A 21,379-nucleotide genomic window follows, 5' to 3' on the forward strand; every position below is an offset into this window, starting at 1 on the left:
GCAAAGCCCTGTTTCACCCGGCTCGCGCGATCGTGCGGGTGATCTGCCGCCGTGCTTCGAGCGTATCAATATCAAAGAGGAGGTCACGCCATGTTCAGAATGTTGCTGTTGTCTGCTATGTTGTTGATCGGTCGAACGGTGCAGGCCGCGCCCGTGTCCGGAGAGTTCCCTTCGATCGATGGCGGCACGCTGTCGCTGTCGGACTGGCGCGGCCAGCCGGTTCTGGTGGTCAACACGGCCTCGCAATGCGGGTTTACCGGGCAGTATTCCGGGCTGCAAAAGCTGCAGGACACCTATGGACCCAAGGGTTTGGTGGTTCTGGCAGTCCCGTCGGATTCCTTCAACCAGGAACTGGAAACCGCCAGTGAGGTCAAGGAATTCTGCGAGTTGAACTATGACCTGACCCTGCCCATGACCGACATCACCCCCGTGACCGGCCCGCAGGCCCACCCGTTCTACAAGGCGGTCGCCGCCGAGACCGGGTTTGTGCCGGGCTGGAATTTCAACAAGATCCTGCTGAGCCCCGAAGGCGAGGTCGTGGCGACCTTTGGGTCGACGACCCGGCCGGACTCTCGCAAGCTGCGCCGTCAGGTCGAGGCCCTGCTGCGCTGAACCGGCTGGCGTGACAACTGCACAGCCAGAATGCCCAGCGTGGTGACCGCAACGCCGACGGCATCCATTGCGCCCAACCGCTCACCCAGCAGAATCGCGGCGATCGTGACCCCGAACACCGGGTTGAGGAAATGGAAGGTCGCCGCGCGGATCGGCCCGATCCGGTTGAGCAGAAGGAACCAGATCAGCGTGGCCAGCAGGCCGGGGAACAGGGTCGTGTAGGTGAAGGCCAGCGCCAGCGGCCAGGTCGGGCGGACATAGATCGTCTCGAACAACGGGGCGGCGACGAACAGAACCGCCGAGCCGACCAACATCTGCAAACCGACGACCATCATGAAATTCCCGCCCGAGGTCGCCCCGCGCACGGCCAGCGTGGCGAAGGTCAGCGCCAGCGCGCCCAGCCCGCAGAGGGCAACGCCAAACAGGTCGATCCCGGCGCTGATCCGGCTGCTCATGATCAGGGCCACGCCAGCGAACCCGGCCAGCAGACCCAGAACACCCAGCGGACGCAACCGTTCCCCGAACAGCAGCCAACCGGCCAGCGCCACCAAGAGTGGCATGGTCGAGGCGATGATCGCCGCTACCGAGGCTTCGACCGTTTGCATCGCATAGAAATTCAGACCCAAATAAAGGGCATTCTGGCAGATTCCGAACAGGATGGTCGCATGCCATTGCGACCGCGTCAGGCGCCAGCTTTGGCCCATGGCCCGGGCGATTGCGACACCCAGGATGCCGGAAATCAGGAAGCGAACCGCCAGTGAAAACAGCGGCGAGGCATCCGCGACGATGATCCGCGCCGATGTAAAGGCCGACGACCAGATGAAGGCAAAGGCCAGCCCCATGGCGATGGCGCGCAGATCCATGACCGCTCCTGTTTGAATGTGCGGCGACTGTTTCCGATTTTCTCTCGGGCCACAAGCGCCCGAGCGTCAAAAAAGACACATGGTGCGGGCAAGTTTTCCCTGGGTGCCGGTTTTATTGATTGACTGGCCAATTAAAGATATCCGCTCGGTGATCTGACATCTAAAGGGAGGTTTGTCGGTGCTATTGGAATACATCCTGTCATTCGGGGTCCTGCTTGCTCTTGGGCTGGTAGCGTTCTTCGTCGTGAAATGGTGGAACCTGCGGTGCGTGGGCGTGACACCTGTTCATCTGTTCACTTTCATCGCGATCCTGTTCACATCCGGCCTGGATGTCGGGCTGATCATGTTCCCGCTCACCGAATTCGGAGGCTATGCCGAAGATCCGGCCTATGCGTTCGCAAACCCGCTGGCGATCGAGTTCGGGTTCTGGGGTTTCCTGATCTGGGCCTTCTATTTCCTGACGGCCTTCTATTTCTGCGTCATCGAGCCCCGAGTGCAGTTCTTTGAAATCCCGGTGGTCAAGCTGATCAACAATGTGGTGATCATCGGGACCTGCGCTTTCACCGCCAGCCTGTTCCTGATCTACCTGCCCGGATACCTGCCCGAAGTTGGCGATGGCGAGTCCGTAGTGACCACGTTTTACATCATCGTGTTTGTCGTCATTCTGGCCGCGGCCTATTCCTCGACTGACCTGAAATACGTGCGGATTCTTTCTGTCGGCTCGACGTTTCTGTTTCTGGCGCTGATCCTTGGCATGTGGGCCGCGGCCGGTATGGGCGTTGCGGGTTTCGTGGAAACCAGCAGCAATATCGGGGCGTATTTCGCCAATATCCACAAGTTCGTACTGCCTCTGACCGACTATCACGCCTTCTACCTGTTCTGGTGGTTTGCCTGGTCGATCATGATCGGTCAGTTCACCTCGCGCTTTGTCGGAGGGCTGACCACCTGGCAATTGCTGGCGGCGCTGCTGATCTTTCCGTCGATCCCCTTGGCGATCTGGTTCAGCGTGCTTTATTACTATCACCTGAACGGCATCAGCACCGCAGGCATCACCAACATTGCGATGGTGATCGTCGGCGTGACCTTCGTAATCAACTCACTGGACTCGCTGATCAGGCTCTATACCGACAACCTGAACATGACGGTCGAACGCTTCGGCAAGACGGCCTATGTTGCCGGTAATGTGGGGCTTCTGTTTGTGCTGACGCTTCTGTTCCAGAGCCAGTGGCTGCAGATTCAGTGGATCGGCGCCGTGGTGGTTGGCCTCTACCTCGCCTGCGTGGTCTATATCCTGATCGCCAAGCGCAAAGAGGTGATGAGCATCGACTCGATGCCCGAAGGTCGGGATCTGGATTTCCACAAGGTCGAGACTGTTCACTGACCTCGGCCAACGACAAAACCGGGTCCGGCCCAACGGACCCGGTAAACATATACCATAGAAAAAGGGCCGCGAAATCGCGGCCCTTGATCGTTTTCACTAAGGCGCGGATCAGCTGTTGACGCTGTCCTTCAGGGCCTTGGCGATGGTCATCTTCACAACCTTGTCGGCTTCTTTGGTGAAGGTCTCACCAGTGGCCGGGTTGCGCACCTGACGCTCGGGGCGCTCGCGGCAGTAGATCTTGCCGACGCCCGGCAGGGTCACAGCGCCACCGGCCGAAACTTCGCGGGTGATCAGGCCAGTGATCGCCTCCAGCGCCGCGTTCGCGGATTTCTTGTCGGTTCCCATTTCCTCAGCGAGAGCAGCAACCAGCTGAGTCTTCGTCATAGGCTTTGCCATTTCTTGGTCTCCTTAACGTGCCCGATCTATTGGGCCTCACCGCGTAACTGTAACGGGATATTGTGGGCGAACACAACGAATAGTAGCACTGAAACCCCAAAAAATATGGGGATTTCGTTGCTTTTTTGCGTCAGAGGAAGGCCGTTTCGTCGAACGAGCGCAATTTCCGGCTGTGCAAACGTTCCAGCGGCATCCCTCGCAGGTGTTCCATCGCCCGGATTCCAATCGCCAGATGGCGGCTGACCTGAGTTGTATAGAACTCGGACGCCATGCCGGGCAACTTCAATTCGCCATGCAACGGTTTGTCGGATACGCACAGCAAGGTGCCGTAGGGCACACGGAACCGATAGCCGTTTGCGGCGATCGTGGCGCTTTCCATATCCAGCGCGATGGCGCGCGACTGGCTCAGCCGTTGCACCGGGCCGGATTGGTCGCGCAGTTCCCAGTTACGGTTGTCGACCGAAGCCACCGTGCCGGTGCGCATGATCCGCTTCAGCTCATAGCCTTCCAGCTCGGTCACTTCGGCTACGGCGCGTTCCAGCGCGACCTGAACTTCGGCCAGCGGCGGGATCGGCACCCAGACGGGCAGATCGTCATCCAGCACCTTGTCTTCGCGCAGATAGGCATGGGCCAGCACGAAATCCCCCAGGGCCTGCGTGTTGCGCAGCCCCGCGCAGTGGCCGACCATCAGCCAGGCATGTGGGCGCAGCACCGCGATGTGGTCGGTGGCGGTCTTGGCGTTCGATGGCCCGACGCCGATATTGACCAGCGTGATCCCCGACCCGTCGGCGCGTTTCAGGTGATAGGTCGGCATCTGCGGCAGTTTCAGCGGCTGTTCCAGCGGCGCGTCGGGGTCGGTGATCTCGACATTCCCGGTCGAGACGAAACTGGTATAGCCGCTGTCGGGGTCGGCCAGTTGCGCGCGGGAGTAGTTTTCGAATTCCGAGACGTAGAACTGGTAGTTGGTGAACAGAACGTGGTTCTGGAAATGGTCCGGATCGGTGGCGGTATAGTGGGCTAGCCGGGCCAGCGAATAGTCGATGCGCTGGGCGGTGAACAAGGCCAGCGGGCCGACGCCATCCTGCGGTTCGTGCACACCGTTGACGATGTCGTCATTGGTGGTGGTCAGGTCGGGCACGTCGAACACGTCGCGCAGGGTGAACCCGGCCGCTCCCTGATGCGGCACCACCAGATCGGGGTTGCCGGCCACGGCGAAATGCACCGGCATCGGCGTGGTCGAGGGGCCGATGGTCACCGGCTGGTTGTGGTTCTTGATCAGCAGCGCGATCTGCTGCGTGAGGTAGGACCGGAACAGATCCGGCCGGGTCACCGTGGTGGCATGAACCCCCGGCTCGGACACGTGACCAAAGCTCAGGCGGCTGTCCACATGCGCGTAGGACGCCGTACGGATACGAATTTCCGGGTAATAGGCTCTGTAACGGACCTTGGGCGTGCCGCTTTCCATGGCCTCGGCAAAGCTGTCGCACAGAAAGGCGGTGGCCTCGTTGTACAGCTCTTCCAGCCGGGCAACGGCCGCGGCGGCATCGGTGAAAATCTCGGGGTCCCGTGGGTCGGGCGTTGTTATTTTTGTCATGCGAGGGGTTCCAGAAGGTCAATTTTTTCGAATGTGCGGACATCCACCAGTCCCAGATCGGATATCCGCAGTTCGGGGATGACGACAAGGGCCAGCAGCGAGTGCTGCATATAGGCGTTGTTCAACTGGCAGCCGCAGGCCTGCATCGCCTCGACCATCTTCTGCGCCTTGGCCGCGACGTCCGCGGCAGGGCTGTCGGACATCAGGCCCGCAATGGGCAGTTCGACCAGCGCCAGCTCTTCGCCATCACGGAAGATGGTGATGCCGCCGCCCACTTCGGCCAGACGATTGGCGGCCAGCGCCATTTGCTCGCGGTCGGTGCCGACCACGATCATGTGGTGGCTGTCATGCGCCACGGTCGAGGCCATGGCCATTCGGCCCTGATAGCCAAAGCCCGACACGAATGCGTTGGTGACGCCGCCCGTGCCCCGGTGCCGTTCGACCAGCGCGATCTGGCAGACGTCACCTTCGCCCTCGACCAGCCCGCCGATGATCGGCAGCTCGGCCTTCAGCGCCTGGGTAGGGGCCTGGTTCTCGACCACGCCGATCACGTTGGCGCAAACGCGGTTGGCGCCGTTTGGCGCGGGGATCTCGAAATCGGCGGCGGTCATGGCATGGCCCAGATGCACCGTGTTGCGTGCCCGGTCGGGCCAGTCGTAATGCGGGCAATCCACCGTGATCGCGCCATTTTCGGCCACCACCTGTCCGCGCGCTACGACCATCTCGATCGGCAGTTCGGTCAGGTCCGAACTGAGGATCACGTCCGCCCGGCGGCCCGGCGTGATCGATCCGATCTCGCGCTCCAGCCCGAAATGGGTGGCGGTGTTGATCGTGGCCATCTGCAGGGCGATCAGCGGGTCGCACCCACAGGCGATGGCATGGCGCACGACGCGGTTCATGTGACCCTCGTTCACCAGCGTGCCCGAGTGGCAGTCATCGGTGCACAGGATGAAGTTGCGCGGGTCCAGCCCCTTTTCGGTGACGGCGGTGATCTGGCTTTCCACGTCATACCAGGCCGAGCCCAGCCGCATCATCGACCGCATCCCCTGCCGCACGCGGGCAATGGCGTCGGCCTCGCAGGTGCCTTCGTGGTCATCCGCCGGGCCGCCGGCGACATAGGCTGCAAAATCAGGCCCTAAATCAGGGGATGCATAGTGTCCGCCCACCGTCTTTCCCGCGCGCTGGGTGGCGGCGATTTCGGCCAGCATCTTGGGATCGGAGTTGATCACACCGGGAAAGTTCATCATCTCGCCCAGCCCGATGATGCCGGGCCAGGTCATCGCCTCGGCCACGTCTTCGGCGGTGATCTCGTAGCCCGTGGTTTCCAGCCCGGGCGCCGAGGGCGCGCAGGACGGCATCTGGGTGAAGATGTTGACCGGCTGCATCAGCGCCTCGTCATGCATCATCCGCACGCCGTCCAGCCCCAGCACATTGGCGATCTCATGCGGGTCGGTGAACATCGAGGTGGTGCCATGCGGGATCACCGCGCGCGCGAACTCGGCCGGGGTCAGCATGCCGGATTCGATGTGCATATGCGCGTCGCACAGGCCGGGGATCATGTAACGGCCTTTGGCCTCGATGATCTGGGTGTCGGGGCCGATGCAATGGCTGGCGTCAGGGCCGACATAGGCCACACGTCCGGCGGCGATGGCGATGGCGTGATCGGGCAGCGCCTCGCGGCTGTGCACGTTGATCCAGATCCCGCCGCGAATGACCATGTCGGCGGCTTCGCGGCCAGCGGCAACGGCGATCAGGCGGGGGGCGACGTCGGGCCAAGAGGGGAAGGGTGCGTATTCCATGGCACAACTTTCCCGAATGCATCGGAAGGTGCAACCCCTGCCGTGCCACCTTCATGAAACCGTCATGCGACTGGGCGCGGGGCAGCAAATGCTTGATCCGCGCCGCGATGCGGGGTCTGGTAGGGACATGGATTATGAAACCATCGATGCGGACAGTTTCGGCCGCAGCCTGCGCGGGATCGGGCTGAACCTGCTGGTGCGCGACGTTCCAGCGGAATGCGCCTTCTTGGAGACTGTTTTCTGCTTGAAGTCCCATCAGGTGACGGCGGATTTTGCCATCGTCACTTATGGCGATCAGGTGTTTCAGTTGCATTCGGACGGCACCTATCATTCCAACCCGCTGCTGGGGCTGGTTCCCGAAACGCCCCCGCGCGGTGGCGGGATCGAGATTCACCTGTACGACACCGACCCGGACGAGGCGGCGGAGCGCGCAAGGTCCGCAGGCGCGGTCGTGCTGCAGGAGCCGACCGACAAGCCCCACGGTCTGCGCGAGACCTATATCCTGTGCGAGAACGGCTATGCCTGGGTCGCCAGCCGCCCCAAGGACGGCTGAAAGTCAGATGCGGTGTTGCTCGGCCGCGATTTCCGCCCGGATCCACTCGGCAAAAGCCACGGCACCCGGCGTCTCCTCGGCCTGGGGCGACAGCAGCAGGTAATAGGCTTCGGGCATCGGCGCGCGATGCCCGAACGGTGCGATCAGACGGCCTTCGTCCAGGAGGCGCGTTGCGATGGTGTCATGGGCCAGGCAAAGCCCGCCGCCGGCCATCGCGACGGACAGGCCGACCATATACGTCGTGGCATAGGCAATCGGTGGATTGCCCCAGTTTAGACCCTGATCTTCGGCCCAGCTGGCCCAGTTCGACAGAAGATTCGAACAGTCGTACAGCGGTTGCTGCTGAAGGTTTTCCAGTGTGACCAGATAGTCGGGGGCGCAGACGGGGTAGTAGTGATCGCTGCGCAAAAGCTCGGTTCGGACCGTGTCGGCCGGGCGAAGGGAATAGCGGATTTCCACCGCCGCGCCTTCGGCCATCTCGCGCGGCTCCCACAACTCGGTGAAGATGTTCAGGCGGACATCGGGGTGCAGCGCGCGGAAGGCGGGCAGGCGGGGGGCCAGCCAGTTGACCGAGAAGGTGATGTTGCACTGCACCTGGACGGTATTTTCCTGCTGCCCGGTCACGGCCTGGGTGCCACGCACCAGCGTCCGGAACGCCTCGCGCACCACGGGCAGATAGGTGATTCCCGCCTCGGTCAGTTCCAATGCGCGGGGGCGGCGGTGAAACAGAGGCTGGCCCAGATAGCCCTCGAGCGATTTGATCTGCTGGCTGACCGCGCTTTGCGTCATGTTCAGATCGCGCGCCGCGCCGGTGAAGGACAGGTGGCGGGCCGCGGCCTCGAACGTGCGTAGCCAGCCAAGCGGGGGAAGCGGGTTCCGGGGTTTCATAATCCAACCATAAGCTCAGCTAATGCCAAAGCGCCATTTTTTTCGTTGGTCAACCGCGCCCCGGCCCGGCACGGTTTTCACCAGCTACCTGAACAAGCCGAATGGAGTCCCCCGGATGACCGTCACCAGCCTGAAACCGAATATCGACCATTGGCAGGAGCGCGTGGACATGGCCGCCGCCTTCCGCTGGACCGAGCGGTTGAACATGCATGAAGGGGTGGCCAATCACTTCAGCCTTGCGGTGAACGAGGATGGCACGCAGTTCCTGATGAACCCGAACCAGATGCATTTCGCGCGCATCCGTGCCTCGGACCTGCTGCTGCTGGATGCCAACGATCCCGACACGATGCGCAAGCCGGGCGCACCGGACCCGACCGCATGGGGTCTGCATGGTTCGATTCACCGGAAATGCCCGCATGCGCGTTGCGTGATGCATGTGCATTCGATTTTTGCCACCGTCCTGGCCTCCTTGGCCGACAGCAACCTGCCGCCGATCGACCAGAACACCGCAACCTTTTTCAACCGCTATGTCATTGATGACGAATTCGGCGGTTTGGCTTTTGAAAGCGAGGGTGAGCGTTGCGCGACAATGCTGCAGGACCCGGCCAAGAAAGTCATGATCATGGGCAACCACGGTGTGCTGGTGATCGGCAGCGATGCGGCAGATGCCTTCAATAGACTCTATTATTTCGAGCGCGCCGCCGAGACGTATATCCGCGCCCTTCAGACGGGCCAGCCATTGCGGGTGCTGTCGGATGAAATCGCGGAAAAGACCGCGCAGGAACTGGACGACTATCCCGATCAGGCCGCTGCGCATCTGCGCGAGATCAAGGCCGTTCTGGATGCCGAAGGCTCGGACCACGCCACCTAGAGGGTTTTGTCATGACCGATGCCTCGCATGATCCCGAAGCCGCCCGCTGGCACTATCGGCCGTCTGACCCTGTTGCGTTGAACCCTTTGTTCAGTTGGCCACCGCGCCCGATCGCCGTTTTGAAATGGTATTCCGGGGCGTGGCTGCCGATCACAGCGCTGACCTTGTGCATGGGGCTGGCCGTGATTGCTTATGTGCTGTTCCTGCCGCCGCTCGAGGCGATGCAAAGCTTTGCGCCCGGCTGGATGTTCCGCGTCTGGCTGCTGAACATGGTGCCTCAGATCCTTGTTGCGGGTGGGCTGCATTGGTGGCTCTACATGCGCAAGGGGCAGGGTATGTACAAAAAGTTCGATCGCCGCGACCTGACCCGCGACAACGGAACCTTCACCTTCCGCAATCAGGTCTGGGACAACATCTGGTGGACCCTGGGCAGCGCCATGACGGTGGCGACCGTCTATCAATGGGGTATCTACTGGGCGATGGCCAACGGGTATGCGCCAACGGTCACTTGGGCCAGCGCGCCGGTCTGGTGCGTGGTCTGGATGCTGTTCATTCCGATGTGGTCGGGTCTGCATTTCTATTGGGTGCACCGGCTGGAGCATCAACCGAAACTGTACAAGCATGTGCACGCCGTTCATCACCGCAACGTCAATGTTGGGCCGTGGTCGGGCATCTCGAACCACTGGTACGAGAATCTGCTGTATTTCACGACCTATTTCATCCACCTGATCGTGCCCTCAAACCCGTTGCATCTGCTGTTTCATGTCTATTTCCAGCAGATCAGCCCGGTCCTGTCCCATTCGGGGTTCGAAAAGCTGAAAGCAGGGGACACGGATGCTGTGCGGGCAGGCGATTTCTTTCACCAGCTGCACCACCGGTATTTCGAGTGCAACTACGGCACGTCCGAGATCCCGTTCGACAAGTGGTTCGGCACCTACCACGACGGGTCGGCCGAGGCGACGACGCGGACGCGGGCCTACAAGAAACAGATGTATACCTAGCCGGACCGGCTGCGCAGGGCTCGTGGACTGAGACCGAACTCGGCCCGAAAGGCGCGGGTCAGCGCGCTGGGGTCTTCATAGCCCGCGCGCAGAGCGATTTCGGCGATACTCAGGTCGGTTTCCGCGGCCAGCTTGCGCGCAAGGTTCAGACGCATCCGACGATAGACCTTGGCCGGCCCGGCCCCCAGGTCCGCCCGCATCCGGGATTCCAGTGCTTTTTGCGACCGTCCCACGCGCCGGGCGATCTCGGGGATCGGCAGAGGGGTCTCGAGATTTTCCTGCATCAGTGCCAGCGCCTTGTTGACATGCGAACTGGCCGAGCCTGCGCCGCCGGAATGTGACCGGGCGGAGTCGCGCGTCATGAACAGCTGCGCGACTTCCAATGCCAGCGCCTGACCGTGATCCTGCCCGATCAGGTGCATCACCAGATCAAAGGCGGCCATGGCGCCCGAGCAGGTGATGCGGTCACCGTCGATGACATAGCGCTCGCGGCAGGTCTCGACTTCGGGGAAACGCTCGGTGAACGCGGTCAGTTCCTCCCAATGGATCGTGGCGCGGTGGCCGTTCAGCAATCCGGCCTGAGCCAACAACCAACTGCCGGTGTCCAGCCCGGCGAGGGTGCGAAAGCGCCGCGTCGCCGCACGCAACCCCGCCTGGGTGCGCCAACCACCATGTGCCTGAAACCCGTAGGAGGGCATCACCAGCAGCATATCCCCATCCGCATCCGTAAGCGCCGCATGGGGTGCCACCTGCAACCCTGAGGACGACGTGACCGGCCTTGGATCCAGTGACAGGAATTGCCAGTCATACAGTCGCTGCCCCGACAGCGTGTTGGCCGCGCGCAGCGGCTCGACCGCATTGGCCAGGCAATGGTTCGAGAACCCGTCGAACAGAAGTACCCCGAATCGCTGCAGTGCGGCGGGTGATTTGGTCCATCTCTGCATGATTGAAGTCTAGTTCTGCATTATTGAGACCTCAAGCCGCGTCAGGATTGTCGCACGCTCAGGAACCGGAGACCCGCGATGCAATATGGCCTGACCGACGAGCAGGAGATGATCGTCTCGACCGTCCGCAGCTTTGTGGAGAATGAGATCTATCCCCACGAAGAGCTGGTCGAGCGCTCCGGCGATGTGCCGAAAGAGATCGCCGACGAGATCAAGCGCAAGACGATCGAGCTGGGCTTCTATGCCTGCAACTTTCCCGAAAGCGTGGGCTGTGCCGGGCTGAACCACTTGGAATTCGCGCTGGTCGAGCGCGAGTTGGGGCGCGGGTCGATGGCGTTGAACCATTTCTTCGGGCGGCCGCAGAACATCCTGATGGCCTGTCAGGGCGATCAGGTCGAGCGCTATCTGATGCCCACCGTGCGCGGCGAGAAAATGGACGCGCTGGCGATGACCGAACCGGGCGCGGGTTCGGATGTGCGGGGCATGAAATGCTCGGCCGTGCGTGACGGTGGCGATTGGGTCGTGAACGGCACCAAGCATTTCATCTCGGGCGCGGAACATGCCGATTTCATCATCGTCTTCATCGCCACGGGCGAGGATCAGACGCCGAAAGGTCCCAAGAAGCGCATCACCGCCTTTCTGGTCGATCGCGGCACGCCGGGCTTCACCATCCGCGACGGCTACAAATCGGTCAGTCATCGCGGTTACAAGAACATGGTGTTGGATTTCGACGACTGCCGCCTGCCCGACGCGCAGGTGCTGGGCGAGGTCGATGGCGGGTTCGAGGTGATGAACACCTGGCTGTATGCCACTCGCATCACCGTGGCGGCCATGTGCGTGGGCCGCGCCCGCCGGGCCTTCGACTATGCGCTGGACTATGCCGCCACCCGCGAACAGTTTGGCCAGAAGATCGGCAAGTTTCAGGGCGTCAGCTTTCAGATCGCCGACATGATCACCGAGATCGACGCCGCCGACCTGCTGACCCTGGCCGCCGCCGACCGGCTGGACAAGGGCCTGCCCGCCAACCGCGAGATCGCCTCGGCCAAGCTCTATGCCTCGGAAATGCTGGCGCGGGTGACCGATGCGGCGATCCAGGTGCATGGCGGGATGGGCCTGATGGACGACTATCCGCTGGAACGCTTCTGGCGCGATGCCCGGGTCGAGCGGATCTGGGACGGCACCAGCGAGATCCAGCGCCACATCATCAGCCGCGATCTTCTGCGCGCGTTGGGGGCGTGAACATGACGCCGGGCCTGAGCGGCGCGGCGGGTGCGCTCGCGCCGGGAAAGCTCGCCGCGCTGAGGCGGATGCTAGGGTTCCGCTCGCTGGCGGTGATTGGCGGGGGCGCATGGTGCGCCGAGGTCATCCGGCAGGTGCGGAAACTGGGTTTCACCGGCCCGGTCTGGCCGGTGCATCCCAAGGCCGACGAGGTGGCGGGCGAGCGCGTCTTTGCCACGATCGAGGACCTGCCCCAAGCGCCCGACGCGGCCTTTGTCGGCATCAATCGCCGCGCCACCATCGAGGCGGTCGAGGTTCTTTCCCGCATCGGCGCGGGCGGGGCGGTGTGTTTCGCCTCGGGCTTTACCGAGGCGCAGGCCGAGGACGCCGATGGGGCCGACTTGCAGGTGCGCCTTGTAACTGCAGCGGGGGACATGCCGATCCTCGGACCCAACTGTTACGGCTTTGTCAACGGTCTGGACCGGGTGGCGATCTGGCCCGACCAGCACGGGATGCGCCCGGTGGACCGGGGCGTCGCGATCCTGACACAAAGTTCGAACATCGCCATCAACATGACCATGCAGCGCCGGGCGCTGCCACTGGCCTTCATGCTGACCTGCGGGAATCAGGCGCAAACCCATCAGGCCGAAATCGCGATGGCGCTGCTGGATGATGACCGGATCACCGCCATCGGCCTGCATGTCGAAGGCTTCGGCGACCTACGCAAATGGGAAGCGCTGGCGGCCAAGGCGCGTGACCGGGGCGTACCGATCGTGACCCTCAAGGTGGGGCGGTCAGCTCAGGCGCAGGCGGCCACCATTTCGCACACCGCCTCGCTGGCGGGGGGCGATGCCGGGGCGCAGGCGTTTCTGGACCGGCTGGGAATCGCGCGGCTGAACGACGTGCCCGAGTTTCTGGAAACACTGAAGCTGTTGCATGTCACCGGGCCGCTGGACGGGACCGGAGTGGCGACGATCAGCTGTTCCGGTGGCGAGGCCAGCTTGGCCGCCGACATGGCCGAAGGATCCGGCCTGCACTTTCCGCCGCTGACCGCGGATCAGGTCTCGGGCCTGCGCGCGGCGCTGGGGCCGATGGTGGCGCTGGCCAATCCGCTGGACTACCACACCTATGTCTGGCGCGACGCTGACGCGATGGCACGGGCGTGGTCGGCGATGACGGGGCCGCATGTGGCGATGACGATCTCGATCGTTGACTACCCTCACACCGATGCCGCCGATTGGGACTGCGCCACCCGTGCGGCGTTGACCTGCGCAAGCGAAACCGGTCGTCCCTTTGCCGTGGCCGCGACCTTGCCGGAACTGATGCCCGAGGACGTAGCCGAGCGGTTGATGGCGGGCGGTGTCGTGCCCTTTGCCGGGCTGCGTGAGGCGCTGGCGGCGACACGCGCTGCGGCCCGCCCGCATCCCCAACCGCAGGAGCCGGTTCTGCTGCCCGCCGCCAATGCGGCCACAACCGCTCTGACCGAGGCCCAGGCCAAGGCCGAACTGGCCGCTTGCGGCGTGCCGATTCCCCGCTCGGTCGTCGCGCGGGCGGATCGGGCGGAAAAGGCGATGGACGGTCTGAGCGGGTCCTTTGCGGTGAAAGGCGTTGGCCTGGCGCACAAATCCGAACATGACGCGGTGCGGCTGGGCATTTCTGCACAAGATCTGCCCGAGGTCGCGAGATCAATCGGCACCGATGAGGTTCTGATCGAGGAAATGGCCCCGGCCGGGATTGTCGAGCTGTTGATCGGCGTCACCCGCGACCCGGCGCATGGCTATGTGCTGACCCTTGGGGCGGGTGGGGTTCTGACCGAGATCCTGCTCGACTCGACCTCGATCCTGATCCCGTCCACGCCGTCTGCGGTCCGCGACGCGCTGGGCAAGCTGGCCTGTGCGCCCGTGTTGAGAGGATATCGGGGCAAGTCCGGCGTGGATATCGATGCGGTCGTGCGGGTGGTCATGGCGGTTCAGAACTACGTCATTGCCAACGCGGCGGTCGTGGACGAAGTTGAAATCAACCCTCTCATCTGCGTGGCCGACAGTGTGGTCGCCGTTGATGCCCTGATCCGAAAGGCATGACCATGAACCCGATCAAAACCTACCGCGATGGTGCAATCCTTCAGGTCACGTTGGACCGGCCCAAGGCGAACGCGATCGACTTGGCGACCAGCCGGGTGATGGGCGAGGTCTTCCGCGACTTTCGCGATGACCCCGACCTGCGCGTGGCGATCCTGACGGGGGGCGGCGAGAAGTTCTTCTGCCCAGGCTGGGACCTGAAGGCCGCGGCCGAGGGCGATGCGGTGGATGGCGATTACGGCGTCGGCGGTTTTGGCGGTTTGCAGGAGCTGCGCGACATGAACAAGCCAGTGATCGCCGCCGTGAACGGGATTGCCTGTGGCGGCGGGCTGGAGCTGGCCCTGAGCGCCGACATGATTCTGGCCGCCGATCACGCCACCTTTGCGCTGCCGGAAATCCGTTCGGGCACGGTGGCGGATGCGGCCAGCGTCAAACTGCCCAAGCGCATCCCCTATCACATTGCGATGGAACTGCTGCTGACCGGCCGCTGGTTCGATGCCGAAGAAGCGCACCGCTGGGGCTTGGTGAACGAGATCGTCCCGGCCAACCAGTTGATGGACCGGGCATGGGAGCTGGCGCGCCTGCTGGCCAGCGGCCCGCCGCTGGTCTATGCCGCGATCAAGGAGATCGTGCGCGAGGCCGAGGATTCCAAGTTCCAGGACATCATGAACCGCATCACCAAGCGGCAACTGCGGACGGTCGATGTTCTCTATGGCTCCGAGGACAATCTGGAAGGCGCCCGCGCCTTTGCCGAGAAACGCGACCCGGTCTGGAAAGGCCGCTGAGTCGGATCAGGATTTCTCGAACAGGGCGATCAGCGCGGTGTCGTCCTTGTTGGGGCCGGCGGCCAGATCGCCGTAGATACGAACCGGGGCCAGGGTCAGATGTTCGATCCGGTCCTCGGCCTGCAGATTGTCGAAGGCGGTTGCGAATCCCAGGGCCTCGAAGTGTTTGGCGTTGATCGACAGGGCGAATTGCGCCCCGGGCCGGGCCACCCGCAGCAGGGCGGGCAGAACCTCGGGGCCTAGATGGCCGTGGGTGAAGGTGCCCGACGACACGATGCCCGAATAACTGTCGCGCGGAACGGGGATGCCCTCGTTCAGGTCGGCCTCGATCGCGTCGCGGTAGATGTCCTTGCGCATCGCCTTGTCCAGCATCTCGGCGCTGATGTCGGTGGCATCGATCGGCCCCACGCCCAGATCGGCCAGAACCGCGCCGCACAGGCCGGTTCCCGCGCCCACATCCAGCACCGGACCCTGTCCCCCTGCGCCGACAAAAGCGCGGGCGGTGTGAATATGCAGCTGGTAATCCTCGCGCGCGGCGAATCCGCGATCGTAATCTCCGGCCCATTCGGCATAGAGCCGTTTGTTGTCTGCCGGAGTTTTCAGCGCATAGGCCGCGTGCAGGCTGGGTTTGTCATCACTCATGACACCATGAAGGCGCAGGCGGGGATTCGAATCAAGTGCGGCCATCCGGCGCTTGCATCCCGCCCGCGGCGCGATCATCAAGGGACCATGACTGGAACGCTTTTTTCATTCGGGCACGGCTATACCGCCCGCGCCCTGTCGCGCCGGCTGGCCCCCAAGGGTTGGCGCATCGTCGGAACCACCCGCGATGCCGCCGAGAAGGACGCCATCCGCGCCGCCGGAGCCGAACCGCTGGTCTGGCCAGGCGAGGCCCCCGATCTGGACGGGGTCACGCATCTGCTGATTTCGACCGCGCCCACGGCCAAGGGAGATCCGGTTCTGGCCGCCCTGCGGGATGAGATCGCTGCCCGCGCCGGGCAGTTCGACTGGGTCGGGTACCTGTCGACCACCGCCGTCTATGGCGACCACCAGGGGAACTGGGTCGATGAAACCACCCCGGCGACGCCGACGGCCGAGCGCGGGCGCTGGCGGTTGCAGGCCGAGCAGGACTGGGCCGCGATCCCCGGCCTGCCGCTGCACATCTTTCGCCTTGCGGGCATCTACGGGCCGGGGCGGGGGCCGTTTTCCAAGCTGAAGAAAGGCGGGCTGCGGCGGATCATCAAGCCGGGGCAGGTGTTTTCGCGCATTCATGTCGAAGACATCGCGCAGGTGCTCGAGGCGTCGATGCGCCGTCCCGATCCGGGCGCGATCTACAATGTCTGCGACGACGAACCGGTGCCGCCGCAGGACGTGATCGGCTATGCCGCGCAGCTTCAGGGCCTGCCGCTGCCGCCTGCGGTGGATTTCGACACGGCCGACCTGACGCCGATGGCCCGCAGTTTCTACAACGAGAATAAGCGCGTTCGGAACGACCGGATCAAGACCGATCTGGGCGTGACGTTGAAATATCCCAACTACCGCGTGGGCCTTGAGGCGCTGCACGCGGATCAGACGTTGAACGGCGACTGATCAGACCACATCCGCCAGGATCATGTCGGCGGCCTTTTCCGCGATCATGATCGTGGGGGCGTTGGTGTTGCCCGAGACCAGCGTCGGCATGACCGAGGCATCGACCACCCGCAGCCCCTGCAGCCCACGCACGCGCAGCTGCGGATCGACCACTGCCAAATCGTCCACCCCCATCTTGCAGGTGCCCACGGGGTGATAGATCGTATCGTCCCGCGCGCGGATATGGCCTTCCCAATCCGGGTCGGTCCGGGCGGTGTCGGTGCCGAACATTTCCTTGTGGCGGTATTTGGCGAGGGCCGGTGCCTCGAGGATTTCGCGCGTCATCCGCGCGCCCTTGATCATCGTGTCCAGATCGCGCGGGTCGGACAGAAAGGCCGGGTCGATCGCCGGGGCGGCAAAGGGGTCGGCGCTGTGCAGCGAAACGGTGCCGCGGCTTTCGGGGCGCAGTTTGCAGATATGGCAGCTGAACCCGTAGCCCAGGTGCAGTTTGCGCGCGTGGTCATCCACCAGCGCGATGGTGAAATGCAGTTGGATGTCGGGGCGGTCCAGATCGGGAGAGGTCTTCAGAAAGGCCGCGCCTTCCGCAAAGGGGGTGGCCGCCATCGACGCACCGGTCTTGCGCCACCGCAAAAGGTGTTTGACCAGCCCCACCGTACCGGCGGCGCCGATGCCGAAATTGTCTGTGTCCTTTGTCTTGTAGGCCAGGATGAAATCCAGGTGATCTTGCAGGTTCTTGCCCACGCCCGGCAGCGCGTGGCGGACGGCGATTCCATGCGGGCTCAGGTCCTCGGGGTCGCCGATGCCCGACAGCTGCAGCAGTTGCGGCGATTTCAGCGCGCCCGAGCAGACCAGAACCTCGCGCGTGGCGGTGACGGTGAGATCGGCGCCTTTGCCGCCCTGGCGATAAATCACGCCCGTGGCGCGGTGGCCGTCAAAGGTGATCTCGCGCGCCTGCGCCCCGGTGATGACCGTCAGGTTGGGCCGGTCCATGACTGGAAACAGATAGGCTGCGGCGGCCGAGCACCGCTCGCCGTTTTTGGCGGGGTCATGGAACTGGGTGACCTGGTACAGCCCCGCGCCTTCGTTGTCGCCACGATTGAAATCGTCGGTCACCTTGTGTTGCAACTGGGCGGCGGCCTTGACGAAGGCGCGCGTGATCGGGCGTTCTTCTTTCTGGTCGGACACCTGAAGCGGGCCGTCGGCGCCATGCAGGTCATCCGCGCCGCGTTCGTTGTTCTCGGACCGTTTGAAATAGGGCAGAACGCTGTCCCAGTCCCAGCCCTCGCAGCCCAGATCGGCCCAGCCGTCATAATCCTGCCGCTGCCCGCGCACATAGAGCATTGCGTTGATCGCGCTGGACCCGCCCAGGGCCCGGCCACGCGGCTGATAGCCCTTTCGCCCGTTCAACCCCGGTTGCGGCACCGTTTCAAAGGCCCAGTTGTTGATCTTGGGTCGCCCCGGTAGCATGGCAACCACAGCGGCAGGCATCCGCACCAGAATGCTGTTGCCGCCCCCGCCCGCCTCGAGCAGGCAGACCCGCGTGCCCGGATTGGCGCTTAGACGGTTGGCCAGCACGCATCCCGCGGACCCTCCGCCGACGATGACGTAGTCGAATTGCATGGCGATCCTCCCCTGTGGCCCGCGCGGTGTCGCGCGTCACGGCCCGCAGTTTGAAGCACCGGCGGCAAAACGCAATCGGGGCGGCGGGGAACGCCGCGTCATGTGAATGGGGATCGGTTTGAAAGATCATGGCAGAGCCATAATCAATAGCTATCAAATCAATCCGAAAACAAAATTTTTTCTCATGGCTGGGATTTGCTATGACTCGGCGTATTCAAGCGGACTGCGGTCCGCCCCTTTTTGACGTGCCATACGCACGGTTGCCTCGCAAACAGACTGACACCAGCCAGGATCGGAGATTGAGATGGACGGAAGCGACAACCCCAACACGGGCAAATGCCCCATCATGCACGGCGCCGGAACCCGATCGAACCGGGACTGGTGGCCCAACCAGCTGAACCTGGCGATCCTGCACCAGCACCAGCCGGCCGGGAATCCGCTGGGGGCCGATTTCAACTATGCCGACGCGTTCAAGAAGATCGACTATGACGCGTTGAAACAGGACTTGTATGACCTGATGACGGATTCGCAGGATTGGTGGCCGGCGGATTACGGCCATTATGGCGGTCTGTTCATCCGCATGGCCTGGCACAGCGCCGGCACCTACCGGACGGCTGACGGGCGGGGCGGCGCCTCGACCGGGAACCAGCGGTTCGCGCCGCTCAACAGCTGGCCGGACAACGGCAACCTCGACAAGGCCCGTCGTCTGCTGTGGCCGATCAAGCAGAAGTACGGCAACCAGATTTCGTGGGCCGACCTGATGATTCTGGCCGGCAACTGCGCCATTGAATCGATGGGCGGCAAGACCTTCGGCTTTGCCGGCGGCCGGGAAGATATCTGGGCGCCCGAGGAGGACATCTATTGGGGTGCCGAGACCGAATGGCTGGCCCCGACCGAAAACCCGCACAGCCGCTACTCGGGCGAGCGCGATCTGGAAGATCCGCTGGCCGCCGTGCAGATGGGCCTGATCTATGTGAACCCCGAAGGCCCGGACGGAGAGCCGGACGTGCTGGCCTCGGGCCGTGACATTCGCGACACCTTTGCCCGGATGGCAATGAACGATGAAGAGACCGTCGCACTGGTTGCCGGTGGCCACACATTCGGCAAGGCGCATGGTGCCGGGGACCCGGCGCTGGTCGGCCCCGAACCCGAGGCCGCGCCGATCGAAGAGATGGGCTTTGGCTGGATCAACAAATTCGGCACAGGCAAGGGTGACGATACCACGACCAGCGGAATCGAGGGCGCCTGGACCGCGAACCCGATCAAGTGGGACAATGGCTATTTCGACCTTCTGTTCGGTTATGACTGGAACCTGACCAAAAGCCCTGCCGGAGCGTGGATCTGGGAGCCGGTCGGCGTCAAGGAAGAGGACATGGCACCAGCTGCGCATGATCCGTCGAAAAAGGTCAAGACGATGATGACCACCGCCGACATGGCGATGCGCATGGATCCGATCTATGGGCCGATCTCGAAGCGGTTCCACGAAAACCCCGACGAGTTCGCCGACGCCTTCGCTCGCGCGTGGTTCAAGCTGACCCATCGCGATATGGGGCCAAAGGCGCGCTACATCGGTCCCGAGGCGCCAGCCGAAGAGCTCATCTGGCAGGACAACGTGCCGGCGGTGGACCATGATCTGATCGATGCCGCGGACGTGGCCGACCTGAAAGCCCGGCTGCTGGCTTGTGGCCTGTCGGTGTCGGAACTGGTCGCGACGGCATGGGCCTCGGCTTCAACCTTCCGCGGCTCGGACAAACGCGGTGGCGCCAATGGTGCCCGCATCCGGCTTGCGCCCCAGAAGGACTGGGACGTCAACGAGCCCGAGAAACTGTCCAAGGCGCTGGACGCTCTTGCGGCGGTGCAAGCCGAGTTCAATGCCGCGCAGTCTGGCAACAAGAAGGTTTCGCTTGCGGATGTAATCGTTCTGGGCGGCGTTGCGGCGATCGAAAAGGCCGCCAAGGCCGCCGGGCACGACATCGATGTTCCCTTTGTGCCCGGCCGTACGGATGCCACGCAGGACCAGACCGATGCTGAATCCTTCGCCCCGCTTGAACCGATCGCGGATGGGTTCCGGAATTACCAGCGCAAGGAGTACAGCGTGTCTCCTGAAGAGTTGCTGGTGGACAAGGCGCAACTGTTGACCCTGTCGGCACCCGAGATGACCGTCCTGGTCGGCGGTATGCGCGTTCTCGGTGCGAATTTCGGTGGTACGGCGCATGGCGTCCTGACAGACCGGGTCGGGGTTCTGAGCAATGACTTCTTTGTCAATCTGCTGGACATGGGCACCGAATGGAAACCGGCGGCAGACGCCAATGGAGTGTATGAAGGCCGGGATCGGGCTTCGGGTGAGGTGAAGTGGACCGGAACCCGGGTGGACCTGGTATTCGGTTCCAACTCACAACTCCGGGCTCTGGCCGAGGTTTACGGCCAGAAAGATGCCGACGCCAAATTTGTCGGTGACTTCGTATCGGCGTGGACCAAGGTGATGAACGCGGACCGCTTCGACCTGACTTGAGGGCGGAACAGGTCCAATGATCAGCGCCGTCACGGGAAACCGTGGCGGCGTTTGTCGTGTCCGAGTCCTGGTCTTGCCAAGACGCGCGGCCACGATTCCACCCGCACCGCGCAGAGGGACCCTGAAAAATGGCCGACGCAAACCGCAAAAATGGGGAATATCGTGGGAGTTATTAAGCTAACCTATTGTTTTTATTAACACATGAAAGATTCCGCCGAGAATTGCGAAGTTTTTTCAAAATGGGGGTTGCAGGTCCCGGACCTAATCCGTAAATACCCCTTCACCGGCGCTGCTGAGGCGGTGTTGGTTGGTCGGAGTGACGGCCTGACGGACTGGAAAGACGGTTGAGACGCCTGGGAGAGACCGGGGGCATCTTGAGTTAGGGTTTAGGCGGGCGCGCTGATTTATTGGCGCAACGGTCTGGTTTTTGGCTCTTGGTGTTATGTTCTTTGACATTGCTGGATACTGAAGAGATATGTGGGCGGTTTGGTTCGTTTCGACGGATTGAATGTCTGTATATCGCGCTCTTAGGGTTTCGGCCCGATGATAGAGTGTCAGCTTCACTGTTTGAGTGGTTCACTGATTTCTTAGGAGATCTGTGTACATCAAACAGATGACTTCATCTGGTTTAGCCACCAGATGAGATGTGCAGAGGTTCGAACGTCAAGGATAGG

At 63.0% G+C, this 21,379-nt stretch carries 18 protein-coding genes; 10 read left to right on the forward strand and 8 right to left on the reverse strand.

What is annotated here, in order from left to right:
- Positions 1–90: 90 nt before the first annotated feature.
- Positions 91–612: a glutathione peroxidase gene (locus ACR3EK_RS15935; RefSeq protein WP_480633873.1), complete on the forward strand. Its 522-nt coding sequence runs from the start codon at positions 91–93 to the stop codon at positions 610–612.
- On the opposite strand, the gene ACR3EK_RS15940 is transcribed toward ACR3EK_RS15935, so the two are convergent.
- Complete coding sequence (locus ACR3EK_RS15940; RefSeq protein WP_480633874.1) at positions 588–1,475, reverse strand: DMT family transporter; 888 nt, start codon at positions 1,473–1,475, stop codon at positions 588–590. The two genes, ACR3EK_RS15935 and ACR3EK_RS15940, sit on opposite strands and share 25 nt — an antisense overlap.
- Positions 1,476–1,659: 184 nt before the next feature.
- Between ACR3EK_RS15940 and ACR3EK_RS15945 the strand changes: the two genes are divergently transcribed.
- On the forward strand, positions 1,660–2,856 hold the full coding sequence (locus tag ACR3EK_RS15945; RefSeq protein ID WP_480634042.1) for a BCCT family transporter: 1,197 nt from the start codon (positions 1,660–1,662) through the stop codon (positions 2,854–2,856).
- 108 nt (positions 2,857–2,964) lie between these two features.
- Here the strand turns inward: ACR3EK_RS15945 and ACR3EK_RS15950 are convergent, their stop codons facing one another.
- The 3 genes from ACR3EK_RS15950 to ade all read right to left on the reverse strand — a co-directional run bounded on the left by ACR3EK_RS15950 (position 2,965) and on the right by ade (position 6,645).
- Positions 2,965–3,252: an HU family DNA-binding protein gene (locus ACR3EK_RS15950; protein WP_170340577.1), complete on the reverse strand. Its 288-nt coding sequence runs from the start codon at positions 3,250–3,252 to the stop codon at positions 2,965–2,967.
- 130 nt (positions 3,253–3,382) lie between these two features.
- Positions 3,383–4,846, reverse strand: a complete 1,464-nt coding sequence (locus tag ACR3EK_RS15955; RefSeq protein WP_480633875.1) for an AMP nucleosidase — start codon at positions 4,844–4,846, stop codon at positions 3,383–3,385.
- Positions 4,843–6,645, reverse strand: a complete 1,803-nt coding sequence (ade, locus tag ACR3EK_RS15960; RefSeq protein WP_480633876.1) for an adenine deaminase — start codon at positions 6,643–6,645, stop codon at positions 4,843–4,845. Before ade ends, ACR3EK_RS15955 begins: the two co-directional genes overlap by 4 nt.
- Positions 6,646–6,772: 127 nt before the next feature.
- Between ade and ACR3EK_RS15965 the strand changes: the two genes are divergently transcribed.
- Positions 6,773–7,198 (forward strand): VOC family protein, encoded by a 426-nt coding sequence (locus ACR3EK_RS15965; protein ID WP_480633877.1) that lies wholly within the window; start codon positions 6,773–6,775, stop codon positions 7,196–7,198.
- Positions 7,199–7,201: 3 nt separating this feature from the next.
- On the opposite strand, the gene ACR3EK_RS15970 is transcribed toward ACR3EK_RS15965, so the two are convergent.
- On the reverse strand, positions 7,202–8,086 hold the full coding sequence (locus ACR3EK_RS15970) for a LysR family transcriptional regulator (protein WP_480633878.1): 885 nt from the start codon (positions 8,084–8,086) through the stop codon (positions 7,202–7,204).
- A gap of 115 nt (positions 8,087–8,201) precedes the next feature.
- On the opposite strand from ACR3EK_RS15970, the gene ACR3EK_RS15975 reads away from it, so the two are divergent.
- Complete coding sequence (locus ACR3EK_RS15975; protein ID WP_480633879.1) at positions 8,202–8,957, forward strand: class II aldolase and adducin N-terminal domain-containing protein; 756 nt, start codon at positions 8,202–8,204, stop codon at positions 8,955–8,957.
- An 11-nt stretch (positions 8,958–8,968) separates the two neighbouring features.
- On the forward strand, positions 8,969–9,958 hold the full coding sequence (locus ACR3EK_RS15980) for a sterol desaturase family protein (RefSeq protein ID WP_480633880.1): 990 nt from the start codon (positions 8,969–8,971) through the stop codon (positions 9,956–9,958).
- Here ACR3EK_RS15980 and ACR3EK_RS15985 read toward each other — a convergent pair.
- Positions 9,955–10,902 (reverse strand): GlxA family transcriptional regulator, encoded by a 948-nt coding sequence (locus ACR3EK_RS15985; protein WP_480633881.1) that lies wholly within the window; start codon positions 10,900–10,902, stop codon positions 9,955–9,957. The genes ACR3EK_RS15980 and ACR3EK_RS15985 overlap by 4 nt on opposite strands.
- Before the next feature lie 78 nt (positions 10,903–10,980).
- On the opposite strand from ACR3EK_RS15985, the gene ACR3EK_RS15990 reads away from it, so the two are divergent.
- The 3 genes from ACR3EK_RS15990 to ACR3EK_RS16000 are packed head-to-tail and all read left to right on the forward strand — an operon-like array spanning position 10,981 to position 14,983.
- Positions 10,981–12,141, forward strand: a complete 1,161-nt coding sequence (locus ACR3EK_RS15990; RefSeq protein ID WP_170360981.1) for an acyl-CoA dehydrogenase family protein — start codon at positions 10,981–10,983, stop codon at positions 12,139–12,141.
- Positions 12,142–12,143: 2 nt separating this feature from the next.
- On the forward strand, positions 12,144–14,201 hold the full coding sequence (locus tag ACR3EK_RS15995; RefSeq protein WP_480633882.1) for an acetate--CoA ligase family protein: 2,058 nt from the start codon (positions 12,144–12,146) through the stop codon (positions 14,199–14,201).
- Between the two features lie 2 nt (positions 14,202–14,203).
- A complete protein-coding gene (locus tag ACR3EK_RS16000; RefSeq protein ID WP_480633883.1) occupies positions 14,204–14,983 on the forward strand; it encodes a carnitinyl-CoA dehydratase in 780 nt (259 codons plus the stop codon).
- A 6-nt stretch (positions 14,984–14,989) separates the two neighbouring features.
- On the opposite strand, the gene ACR3EK_RS16005 is transcribed toward ACR3EK_RS16000, so the two are convergent.
- Positions 14,990–15,625 carry a class I SAM-dependent DNA methyltransferase gene (locus ACR3EK_RS16005; RefSeq protein WP_480633884.1) on the reverse strand — a complete coding sequence of 212 codons (636 nt, stop codon included), beginning with the start codon at positions 15,623–15,625 and terminating at the stop codon, positions 14,990–14,992.
- Positions 15,626–15,712: 87 nt separating this feature from the next.
- Between ACR3EK_RS16005 and ACR3EK_RS16010 the strand changes: the two genes are divergently transcribed.
- Entirely contained in the window at positions 15,713–16,573 is an 861-nt protein-coding gene (locus ACR3EK_RS16010) for an SDR family oxidoreductase (protein WP_480633885.1), read from the forward strand.
- Here ACR3EK_RS16010 and ACR3EK_RS16015 read toward each other — a convergent pair whose 3' ends face one another.
- Entirely contained in the window at positions 16,574–18,193 is a 1,620-nt protein-coding gene (locus tag ACR3EK_RS16015; RefSeq protein ID WP_480633886.1) for a GMC family oxidoreductase, read from the reverse strand.
- Between the two features lie 304 nt (positions 18,194–18,497).
- On the opposite strand from ACR3EK_RS16015, the gene katG reads away from it, so the two are divergent.
- A complete protein-coding gene (katG, locus tag ACR3EK_RS16020; protein WP_480633887.1) occupies positions 18,498–20,705 on the forward strand; it encodes a catalase/peroxidase HPI in 2,208 nt (735 codons plus the stop codon).
- The last annotated feature ends 674 nt before the right edge of the window (positions 20,706–21,379 follow it).

This window comes from Ruegeria sp. BC8, assembly GCF_056535705.1.